This is a genomic window from Photorhabdus caribbeanensis (genome assembly GCF_018448885.1).
Classification (GTDB): domain Bacteria; phylum Pseudomonadota; class Gammaproteobacteria; order Enterobacterales; family Enterobacteriaceae; genus Photorhabdus; species Photorhabdus caribbeanensis.
In genome coordinates, this window is sequence record NZ_RCWB01000004.1 from 21853 (window position 1) to 34090 (window position 12238).

Genomic DNA, 12238 nt, shown 5'->3' on the forward strand with positions numbered 1-12238 from the left:
TAGGAGACACTATGTCTGATACAAAAGAAATTCGTCAGCCGGTACCGCCATTTACTCGGGAAACCGCTATTCAAAAAGTCCGTTTAGCGGAAGATGGATGGAATAGCCGTGATCCTGAAAAGGTTTCATTGGCCTATTCATTGGATACCCATTGGCGTAATCGTGCTGAATTTGTGCATAGTCGTAAAGAAGCTCAGGACTTATTAGCCAGAAAATGGGCGAAAGAGCATGAATATCGATTAATTAAAGAACTTTGGGCGTTTACTGATAATAGAATAGCGGTTCGTTATGCTTATGAATGGCATGACGATTCCGGTAACTGGTTTCGCTCATATGGTAATGAGAATTGGGAATTTAACGAAGATGGCTTGATGTACAACCGTTATGCCTGCATTAATGATCTGCCGATAAAAGAATCTGAACGTAAATTTCATTGGCCTTTAGGTCGCCGTCCTGATGATCATCCTGGATTATCTGAGTTAGGGTTGTAATCCTTTTAGAAGATGGCCGAAACGCGGCTGATGTGCATGCTTGGCCTTCTGATAACGGAAGAATTCAGAAGGCCCGTATGTTGAATTTATCGTTTGAGACAAGACAGATTACGGTTAATGCAGTCCGTGACCTGATGGAGTTCGTCAGTGGGAATATCATCAGTTACATTCCGTGCCGTATGGGCGAAGTCAGCGGCGACATCTGCCACTTCATCAATAATGTTGTTCATTTTGGCCGATGCGATGCCCGCATTTTTGGCAATCTTAAGCAACATGGTGCGGGTGATATTCGTGCCATGACCACCCACTGCGGTTTGATGTTGTCCGCCGGGGCCGGCCGCAAAGGTCAAATCATAGGCGGGAGATACCACCCACTCATTGCTTTTATTCAGAATGAAGGAGAAATTCTTCACATGGTCATCGCGGTTATGCATCAACACATTGAACACCATACGACGAGCTTGGATTTCTCGCTCAGCAACAGAGCGCGTGATGAAGCCAGTTGCCCGTAAGATATCTATGTAATCCATACAGGGTAATCGGAAGTCGACGTGTAGGGCACCAGCCATACTCAGTACCGGCACTCGCATTCCATTCTCACGATCGAAACGCTGGACACCGAATGCAGCGAGTCCGCCTTCAAGGCGGAAGTAGCGACTTGTGGGGAAATCAATGCCTGCCATTCTGGCCGTACAGGCGTACACTTCCTCAAGGGCACAAACCCAAGGCTTTTCCTCTGCTGCGGGGAATTTGACCAGCCAGGGCTCACTCCCTGGGAATGCAGTTGTTTTCATCTGGCCGGTGGATGGATTATATTCTACCTGTGCCTTTGGTCTGGCGCCGTGGGGCGAGCCGCCAAGTAGAAAAAGTTCGCGCAGTGCCTCTGAGTCCTGACCAGTTACTTCCTGACGAATCTGTTGAGCCAGCCCGGTCAAGTTCAGAATACTATATTTGTCTTCCTGATCGTCCGGTAAAGGCAGAGCAGGTTGGTAGGTGAGAGCCCCCATTGTGTTATTGCCCAATAATGCCAGGCGTTCCAGGACGGAAATCCGACCGGGATCGACATGATTACGGCGAAGGAACCGGTCCATAAGCAGCCGTCCCCAGCCATCCGGCAGGGAATCTGCGATGAAGCCAGGGAGCCAGTCCTGAAAGTGCTCGAAATTTGCATAAGTCTGTGTGGAAAGTGGCAGTTGTAGGGGGGAGAATTCAATGCCGCTATCAAGAGCTTCATGGGTGTACTCAAATAAATAGCGGCCACGCACAGTACTTTCGGCCAGATGGCCCAACACCCATTGTTCCCCACGACCACTGTAGATCACTTGTAGCCGACCCAGTGATTGGTACTGAAAGTTTTGTGTCGTCATTTTTTTGCGTCTCCTGATTGATGAGCGCGGCCATTGCCGGAGGATTTCCGAGCCGAACGTTGGGTTCGCCGGGCGCGTTGGCGAGCCGGTGCCTTCATGGCTTCAAGCTGTGCAATGCTGATCTGTTGTGGCGCAAACAGAGACTTTATTTCGTTCTCCAGTCGTAGAGCAAAGACGACCTTCATGAAATTCTCAAGCGTGCCCTGTCCGCTGCCTTCAAGTTTTTTGAGCGCAGAGACGGAAATACCGCTCCTGAGAGCTAGTTCTGTCTGGAGCATGTTACGCTGTAACCGATGCCAACGGAGGCGGTGCCCAAGTTCTTCTAGCAACTCCGATTCGGTATAAAGCATTAGAGACACATATACACCTATTAAGTTTAAATTTTATTGTTAAGAGTCTTTATTATACCTCTTATTTTACTAAAATATGATATGAAAGGATAAGCATTTAAGAGTGCTATTTGAAGCTTATAAAGGTATTTAAGATTCTTTAAAGCTTTATATGAGTCCTTTATAAGAGAAATGTCAGCGATATGCTAGTAGCCTGCTGGTAGGTTCATCAGCTAAATTTTCAGCTGATCGGAACTGGGCAAAAAAATTTGCTGAGTGACGAGCCAAATGGGGGCCTCGGCTACTGGTTGGTACGTTAAACGCACCGGTCGTTTTTTTAATCGCCCCTCTTAAAGAGGTTAGCCTCAGCCTCTGAGATTGAGGACTCCTTAATCTCAATAAATCCTTAGACTTCATTTTCACTGCCTCCGTTTCAAACAGTTCATGAATCTGGTTTATTCGTGTTGACCTCCTTAAGAATTTATTGCCATACTTACCTATACATCAAATTTTAAAATGTGAGGTAACATGGCAAAACATCCGGTAGAACAATCACCTAAACTTGATTTCTCAAATTTAGACTTTGTTAAATTTGGGGAATACCTCAGTGAATATAGTATTGTTGATAAACAAGGAAGATACCTTCATTGGAGTCAGCTTAAGTGGCGAGTTCCTAGTAAAGAAGCTGAGTACATCTGGTATGCAGTAAAGTTCTGTAGAGATCAGGCAAAGAAAAGTACGGGCTTATTTGATAAAAGCGGGAATGAGTTTAGTTTTTGTATACATGATTCGCTAGAACCAAAGTTGCACAAAATTGTACAACTTGGTGCAGGTAAAGTAGCCGCAATTGCAGGATCTCAAGCATCAGATAATATTCAACAGAATTACTTAGTATCATCTTTACTGATGGAAGAAGCCATCACCAGCGCTCAATTGGAAGGTGCGGCAACTACCCGAGCTGACGCAAAAAAAATGCTAGAGGAAGAATTAGCGCCCAGCACTCCTGATGAGAGAATGATTCTGAATAATTATATGCTATTGAAGCTAGCGGATAAAAGAAAACAAGAACCCCTTACAAGGGATTTGATGCTTGAATTTCACAGAATAGCGACTAATGGTGTATCTGAAAACGAAAATATACCGGGGGAATTTAGGTGCAGTAATGATATCTACATTGGAAATGATGACAATCCATTATTTTACCCGCCAAACTATGAGGAGTTAGAAAATAGGTTAGAAGAATTATGTACTTTTGCTAACGAAAATCATAATGGAGAGGATGGCCGGAAATTTATACCACCAGTAATAAAAGCGATTATTCTTCATTTCATGATGGGGTATGAACATGCATTTAGGGACGGGAATGGCAGAACTGCAAGGGCGATATTTTACTGGTATATGCTAAAGAACGGATATGATATTTTTAAATATATTTCAATAAGCAAGGTTATCAAGGAGCACGCTAAAGACTATGGTATGTCATATCTTTATGTTCAAAAGGATTATGGAGATTTAACTTATTTTATCAATTTTAATGTTAATATTATTCTAAACGCATTTGATGAATTGCAAGAGTATTTAAAAGTAAAAACAAAAGAATTCTATGAAATTGTCGATGTGTTGGAAAACTCAAAGTATAAAAGTAAGCTAAATTTCATTCAGAAAGATTTAATCAAAAAAGGTGTAAAAGAGCCCGGAAGATTGTTTAAAGTAAAATCGGTTCAAAATATATATGACGTTAGTGAAAATACAGCCAGAAAATTACTTAGAGAGCTTGAGGCAATGAATATATTTCTTCCTATAAAAATAAGACGAACAACTCATTATATTGCTCCCGCAGATCTACGTAGTAGGCTAAATAAGATATCAAAATTGTAGGATGCTTTTTCTTACTCCTCACGGCGCGAGGCTGGATTCCTATACCAAGTGCAAAGATTTGTCAGTATCCTGAGGCGAGAAAACATTTCTCGCCTCAATTTAGTATTTCAAGTAATACAAAAAGACCTTTTAATTATCCATAAGCAGGAAAGGAGCGATGCCAACGATTTTTTCTGTTATGAAATTATGATGCAGATTTACTGCAATAACCGAATAAATTATTGCTCCGTCGGGCGTAAGTGTCGCTGATCGTTTTGAACGTGAAAGAATTACTGTTGGTTGTAGTTTGGGTTCATAACCACCGCCAAGGCCGGTATCATGTACTGATTTCATGTTTATTCTATTCAATTCCTCACGACAGGCAACAAAGGTTATTTCATCATATTTTGCCATCCTTTCATCGGTTCTCAGCAGGGTAAAAATATCGGACAATTTTTTACGATTTCCAGCTTCCGGGCTGACTAATAGGGCGTCGTATTTATTAATATTCGTATTGTCTGCTCTATTTTTCCATACTGCGGCCTTCACTTCCTCATCAGGCATTCTTTCGTAATATTTAATACCGTAATTTCTTACCTTACCATGATTGGTTGCATTGGCTTCTACTCCGGTGGCTAACAGATAATTTTCAATATCATCGGCAGCCATATTCTGAATATCGTTCACAGTAAATGTTTTATCACCTATTTTTACACTGGCCGAACCGGCTTTATTGCCTGATTCTATCGTTGCGTAAGATTGTATCGTCAAGCCACTATTACCCAATGTGACATCAAAAGGGGAATTTAATGGATTTTCTGGTGCTTCTAATAATGTCTGACCGTGGGGACCAAGAAACTGAATTGTTTTCCCCGCGGGAATTTGTGTTGCTGCACTATCAGAGAAAAAATATCCATGTGAACTCAGCATTAATCTATTCGCCGGTTCATTAGGTACTGTCCATAATTCGAATGCACCACCAAGCTCAATTTTTTGCGGTTCAAATTGAGGATATTCTTTTTGTAAAAGTCCAATTCTGTATTGTGCTTTTGTTTTTCTAATATCACTTAATCCAATATCTATATCCATCCCTGGTTTTTTATTGGCTTCCCTCCATTCTCTCACTCTATTACGGTAATCAGTAGCTGATTCACCGGGCATTTTTTCAGGTTTTTCACTACCCACACCCATAACATTGCGATGTGATTTATTTATATTTATTTTGATATTTTCCAATGGAATTTGGTTATCACCTTTACCATAATAAGGTTGAATAACATACTCGTTTTCGCCTTTGAACATGGCATATTCTGCTCTGAATCTATTTTCTGTCAATAAGGCTGAATTATTTTCCAATAAATAGTCGGAACTACTGAAATCGAATAATGTATTTTTATCGTTGGCGTAATATTTTGTTCCCACAATACGTGATTCTTCCAGCAAAGAAAAACCTCCACTGACTTTTTGATCAATCATTTTATTATCGATAGAAGTAAACCATGTTGGGTAACGATTATAATAGATATGTAGCATCTCATGATATAAAGCGATAGCAGGCTCACGGGAACGCCAAGGCTCCTCAGTGAGTTTCTCTTCTGTGCCAATCAGGTGATTCTCTGGATCAAAGGCAATACTGCTGCCGGCGCTATTATGGGCATAAAATTGACCATCTTTTTCGCGAACAATAGCATTCATTGTTGGCGGTTGGATATTTAAACCCTGTTTTTCAAGTTCCTGAATAACGATATTGCCGGAAGGGATCTCACTTATTTCGTCGAGTACATGAGTGACTTGATTAATAAACAGATCATTACCTGTTATTGTGATGCCGACAGGAGGGATATCGACATGGTTACTCTCTACGGATGTGTATTGTATAGTTTTTTGGATATTACCCGAAGAATACTTTGGCATCAGTGTGTTAGGTATTTCCTCAATGGCAAAGGCAATTTTATTGATTGCTGATGCATTAGGTAATTGATTGTCAATGGGATAGATTTCCCTCAGTAAATAAGGCAGTTCGGTTTTGAAGGCATTAATTTTTTCAGCCGAAATACGTATATCGTTTTGTAATGGTAAGGTGACTTCACGTATCCAGGTTTGTTGGATATTCACTACCTCTGTGTTAAGTAGGGCTTCTTTATTGCCAAGTTTTAGGGACTTTTCGAAGAAATGGGTCAATGTGTCAGTAATATCTGATAGTTTATCGATATCGTATTTCTCATAATTTTTGAATGCAGTGTTGATATGAATAAATGCATCCAATATTTTATCGTTATTAATATTACTACGTGCTGCTTCAAGTTCCTGATCTATTTTTTTACTTTGCTCCAAGATAAGAAATTTATTAGATACATCGGTATGAGTAACCCAATGTCCATTTTTATCTAATTTCACCGCGGGCCAATAGCTAAATTGTTCGTGGTAAGCTGGATTGGCTACGCGCCAGGTGTGGTTTGCTTCATCCCATTTGACTTGATAATTAATACCATATTCCTTTATATAGTAATTTTGTTTAATTGCTGTTTCCATACTGGCAGGGCGTATTGAATAAATCCCTTTATATATTCCTTCATTTGTATGAGGCATCATCCCATCGAGTGAAATATTGTTGACTTGCCATTCACTTTTAAGTTTACCGAGTCCTATGGAGCTTTTACCAAAAATATCAGCGAAACTTTTCTCAAGTTTAATACTATTTTTTATCGCCCCTACTGCGCTGACAACGCCCCGGTAAGTTAAGGTGAGTGTCGATCTGATCGGTAAAGGTTCGATTAAATCAATTAATCCGCCGAGCAGAATGCGAGAAGATTGGCGTAGGGTTGTGATGCCATGCTCAGGTAATGTCCTGATAACTGCTGTAATTAACGCTCGTCCGGCCAGACCGGCTTGTTTGAGGCGCAATGTGGTTTGCGTGACTTTTGCGGCCATTGATTCAGTCAATGACATGCCTAGAGTAGCAATAACTAATAGCACATTTGCTGTATCAAAGATAATTGAGCCAATATCCTCTCCTGTTAATTCATATTCACTATCGGTTGTTGATTTATAGATAACATTATAGAAAGGAATAAGAATGGTTGCGGCGATGTGCCAACCAGAGGTAATATCCAGTGCTTGTTTACTTTTTATTGCGATATCGTTTAAACCTTGCTGTACTATATTCGTAGTAACAGAAAGTAAGTTCTCTTCTTTATTAAAATTAAATTTAGGTGAACCTGTGAAGCTAATTCCTACATTCATTCCTGAAGTTATACCGTAATAATCATTCCAAAATGCGTCGTAAGAGTATTTATACCTGCTTGTTTCTGAGAAGCCACTTAAGGTTTTGGCCCGTTCATAGCCAATTGGAAACAGTCTTTTTCCTGTATTGATTATTTGGTTTTCCATAAATATTCCGATGCCTATCATAATTTTTCGCTCAATTAAAAATAGTGCATTGGGTCTAGACATAGCACGTAAGGTGGGCTGGCTATCGACTTGTTGTTGGGAATATTTTTTTGCTTTTACTCCTCCTTGTATTGTTGAGACAACCAACCAATTGCCCTGATACATTTTTATCATGGCGACATTTCCCATACCCTGTTCGACTGAATAGAGAAAGGCTTCTTCTGGTGGGTTAATAATTTCTTCAACAGTTAATTGAGCAGCCGGAGATGAAAGTATTAATTTACTGAGTGAAATGGATTCATAATGACTATATTTATTTTTATAAACATTAAATTGTTCATTAAAATTATATTGTGAATCAAATTTATCTCTCTTTTTGAAATCGATAAAAGAAAAGTATCCTGCTGGCTTTATGTTACTTTTATTGAAAGGATTAAATTTTTGTTTATCATTTTCGAATAATTTTATTGTTCCTAATGTAGAATAATTAAATGCTTGTTCCACATTAGCACTTTCTTTTCTCATCCGATAAATGATTGCTGCGGTTAAAATAATACAGCCTTCCATTTCAATATGTTTTGATTCTTGAGAAAGAATATGATCAGTATCATAGTGAATATTATGTTTTTTAAATAATAATTCAGCCTGATCTTGAGCAAAAAGGATATCGTGATAATCACCATGACCTTGAGTCATTTTTCCGACTTTAGGGGCGATCTGATATAATAGGTCGCCTAATGAAGATAAAACTAATAGATGATATTTGGCAGCTTGTAGAGTTTGCAATTCAAAAATATCTTTCTGGCTATACTCGGTACGATATTGTTTTTTTAATATTATCTCTTCTTTGGCTAATTGGGCTAACAATATATCATAACCAATATTAATACTTTGATTTGTATCCGGGTGAGTAATTGGTATACCTGGATTAATATCATTCGAGGTAATTAAATTCATTACCTTTTCAATTCCTTGTTTATAGGATTTGAAAAGATCTTCTTTATCTTTTATTCGTTGGTTATAATCTGATTTTTCTTTATCACTTAATGTTACATTTCCATCTGACATAAAAGTTAGCAATGCATCTGAATAGAGCTCATCATCGATATCTCCGGTAGAGAATGCCTGACGATATATTTTCAATAAAGGCTCTTCGGCATTGATACCCAGTTCTTGCCATATATCGACTTTAGTTTGGTCTGAATCAATTTTATCCTGATTTATGTTTCTTAATTTTTCATGAATTTCTATCTTTGATATTAATATATTGATTACTGTATCGATATCGGAACTGTTATAATTTTTTATAAAGAAAAGATTAAATATATTATTAATGTTATCCAGTAACTCAGAATATTTTATTTCAGAATATTCATTGAAAACGGCGTTTACAGCTTGTTTTAAAGTCTGTTGTAATTTAGCTGGGTATTTATTATAAGAAAGTAAATTTTCTATGATATATAGAGCAGTTTCTTTAATATCAGAGGTTATTAAAGTTGGATAGTCTTGATTGTCTTGCAGCAGGAAAATAAATGGCTTATCTTCATTTTTATTATTGTCTTGCTTATATTCCCAATATTTTCCATTGACTATGGTATATTCCGTTTCTGTTGGCTGATAGATGTTTTTTTTATTTTCGATATCGTATTCGGAATGTGACATATAATCCTCCAGGTTGATTAAATTTATTATTTGTATATATAGCTACCGTATTCATCTGATTTACGGAGATGATTGTCCATATAAAAATATTATTTTGTGATTTTAAAGTCACAATTGTAAGTCAGGGTGATTATAATTGATCTTGGTTAATATCAAATATCAATTAATAACATTATAAAATTATTAATTAGTATAACTATATATAACTATCTATTTATAGTTTTTTATAAAATGGTTAAATATAAATCAATATATCCATTGATAAGTGGGTTGAAAGGCTTTTGTAGCTAATACGGGATGTTTATTAAAGTGATTCTGTGGTGAGTAGTAAACAGTAGGAATAGTAAATATTTGTAAAGAAGTGGAAAGGAAAATGTTATCACTATGAAGGAATGATGATAATTAAACGTATTGATTGGCATGCAGCCGTGTATTTGGGAAATAATTCAATTAAATTACGGCTGAAAAATTTAAAATAAACTTTTATATGTGATTTTGTATGTTATTATTTTTATGGATATTAATTGCCGTAAACGTTTTTTCTGATGGCTCGCAGTTACTCTCTTTTTTAATGTTGATTTCGCTGTTACAGCAATAGTCTTGTTTCAAGATAACAGGTTGACGTCGGGTTTTATCTAAAAGCAGGCAGGTTACATCGGGCCGTGAATAGTGTCCGGCGGGGTCTGCAACTGCTTTTGCCAAGGTAATAATTCTGGGTAGTGATGTTATTTTTTGAACACTGAAATTAAAAAAATCCCTGACAATATTTGCCAGAGATTTTTTTATAAAAGACTATTTTTATGTTTGATTAATGGATGTTTATTCTTCCTACTGCCTTTTAGTCCATTCAGGGGGTTTGATAATCAGTCGCTCAATTTTTTTGCTATTGAAATCTTTGTATTCCTTGCGGAGGGACAATAAGAAATCTGGATCTTGGGCGGTATAGTATAAATACCGTGCTGATAGGGTAAATGAATCTGCATTTTCCAGCGCATTTCTGGCGGCGGCGGCGCGACGTTGTTTCTCCGTTCGATCCTGCTCATTTGCCGGTGGCATAAGGATATTGAGTAAATCGGTTAAATCGTGTGAGCCTGGGGTGGAGAGAACGCCAATATATTGATGATCTTGCGTCTGCAATACGCCATGAGAGAGTTCATGAATAGCAATGTGTGCGACATGCTCACGGCCTAATAGCGGATCTTTATAGACCCTGTTCAGCGCGTCAGTATATACATTGAGATAGATACTCTTATCGCCTTTTGACCGTTTTCTATATTCATCAACATTCAGATCGGCAACGGTGCTGGATGAACCTGACTTATCCTGCTGAAAATGAATATTTTTTGTGGTTTTTAATTTATCTAGCCCATGAATAACACTGTCAATACGCTTCTTCCATTGCGGTAGTTGATCGACTTCCTGATGACTACCGAAAAATATCTTGAAGATTTCAAGAGCACTTTCATTATTTTTACTCTCTTTCAAGAAGTTACTGGCTATTTTGAGTTGATTAATGGCTCTTTTTTTACCTTCTTTAAAAGTAGCTTGAGCTTTATCGTGTACGTTAGTGCCCAATTCATCCTGATAACGGATCGGGTTATTCTTGACCATGCGGTACAAGTTCAAGCCGTCGATTGTTCCAGCGGGATCGGCACTTAGCCATCTTCCCATCCACGGCTGATAGTAACGATATTGGTAATAATACAACCCGGTTTTGTCTCGCTCTTTACTTGAATACCTGACGGTTTTATAACTGGCTTCGATTTGGTTTCTGGCGGTCCATATTGCTGTGCCTCCGTATGGATAATACTCTTCTTGGCTGATAGTTTTACCTTTGGCATCCAGTTCCAACATGCTGCTGCCAATTAGATTGTCATAACTGTAGCGTATTTGGTCTTTGTTGATGTCATTGGACTTTATTTTTTCCCAGTGTAGTACCTGAACTTGTGCTCGACCGGCTTTCCCAATAGTAATAACTTGTAGGCTTTCGGTGATCTCGGAGCCTGATTTTGTTTCCCGTAGTTCTAGTCCGGGCAGATAAACAACCCGTTGCTGTTGCGTGCTATTACTTGTGTGCTGTTCGCTCACTTTCAGCACCCGCGTTGCGTCTGCATTGTAGCGGTACCATTCCTTATCTGTTGCACTATTATTATCGTCACGGTTGATCGTAGTGACTTGTTGCAGTTCACCTCGTTGGTTCCAATGCAAGTTTTGTCCCGTTCGTAGTGACATCTGATGCCCTCCGGCATCAAATTGTAAATCGACATCACCTGACGTTACTCCGTGCTTGTTCAGTATGGCTCGATTGCTGCGGTGAGATACGGTGATTTCCGTCGTATAAATATTACGAGTTGCCGAGGAGTTATGTTGGATCTGCGTCAAGTTGTTACCTCGGTCATAGCGGTAGGTACGAATGTATTTGGTATAGGTATTGTCATCAGAAGGAAGGGGAACAATAGGGTTGGGGAGACGACTGTTCTGCTGACTCATGTTAGCCATCTCACGACCGGTAGATTCGATAAGTTGATATAGAGAATCATAGGTGTAGGTGTTTTGAGAGGGCACTTTTTGATTACGCCAGAAACGGGTCTCTTCTGCACTATTGCGAATACTCACCACATTGCCTACTGGGTCGTACACATAGCGTAAAGCTTGTAATAATTTCTCATTAAGGAGATATCTTTTGGAATGTTGTGTAGAGATATTGATCAATCGTTGGGTTTCTGGCTCATAAGAGTATTTGGTGATTATGCCGTTACCATGTTCTTCACGTAGCTTTTGCCCTGTTGCTTCATAGGAGAGGGAGCTAACTATTGTCTGCTCTGGTTGCCCTTGGATCGTTAACCAACGACTTTTCAGTTGCCCGGCGACATTGTACGCCAGACGCTGCATATTTCCTTTGGCATCAACTTGTATCAGGGGAGCACCGGTAGTATCAGTAGTATTTTTTGAGGTGTAAATCTTATTTTCTAGTTTGTTTTGCCAGACTGGCCGGTTATCACCGCTCCAATCCGGTGTTTGATCGTCTTTGAGCAGTTGTAGTGACCAGGACAATTTCGCACCAGTCAGAGACAAGCTGTTATATTGATTCATCCCTGCGGTGTCATAGTGACGTGTATGCTGACCGGCTAAATTTTTATAT

At 38.9% G+C, this 12238-nt stretch carries 5 protein-coding genes and 1 pseudogene; 2 read left to right on the plus strand and 4 right to left on the minus strand.

Going from position 1 to position 12238, the window contains the following annotated elements:
- The first annotated feature begins 11 nt into the window (after positions 1–11).
- Entirely contained in the window at positions 12–491 is a 480-nt protein-coding gene (locus EAE90_RS04310) for a nuclear transport factor 2 family protein (protein WP_214052430.1), read from the plus strand.
- An 86-nt stretch (positions 492–577) separates the two neighbouring features.
- On the opposite strand, the gene EAE90_RS04315 is transcribed toward EAE90_RS04310, so the two are convergent.
- Together EAE90_RS04315 and EAE90_RS04320 are read right to left on the minus strand one after the other, a co-directional pair.
- Positions 578–1858, minus strand: a complete 1281-nt coding sequence (locus EAE90_RS04315) for a type II toxin-antitoxin system HipA family toxin (protein WP_214052431.1) — start codon at positions 1856–1858, stop codon at positions 578–580.
- Positions 1855–2208, minus strand: a complete 354-nt coding sequence (locus tag EAE90_RS04320) for a helix-turn-helix domain-containing protein (protein ID WP_246550375.1) — start codon at positions 2206–2208, stop codon at positions 1855–1857. The genes EAE90_RS04315 and EAE90_RS04320 overlap by 4 nt, the downstream gene beginning before the upstream one ends.
- A gap of 507 nt (positions 2209–2715) precedes the next feature.
- Between EAE90_RS04320 and EAE90_RS04325 the strand changes: the two genes are divergently transcribed.
- On the plus strand, positions 2716–4065 hold the full coding sequence (locus EAE90_RS04325) for a Fic family protein (RefSeq protein ID WP_214052433.1): 1350 nt from the start codon (positions 2716–2718) through the stop codon (positions 4063–4065).
- A 129-nt stretch (positions 4066–4194) separates the two neighbouring features.
- Here EAE90_RS04325 and EAE90_RS04330 read toward each other — a convergent pair whose 3' ends face one another.
- Together EAE90_RS04330 and EAE90_RS04335 are read right to left on the minus strand one after the other, a co-directional pair.
- Positions 4195–9096: a putative adhesin gene (locus tag EAE90_RS04330; RefSeq protein WP_214052434.1), complete on the minus strand. Its 4902-nt coding sequence runs from the start codon at positions 9094–9096 to the stop codon at positions 4195–4197.
- 828 nt (positions 9097–9924) lie between these two features.
- Positions 9925–12231: pseudogene (locus EAE90_RS04335) on the minus strand (RHS repeat protein); the annotation flags it as partial.
- Positions 12232–12238 lie beyond the last annotated feature (7 nt).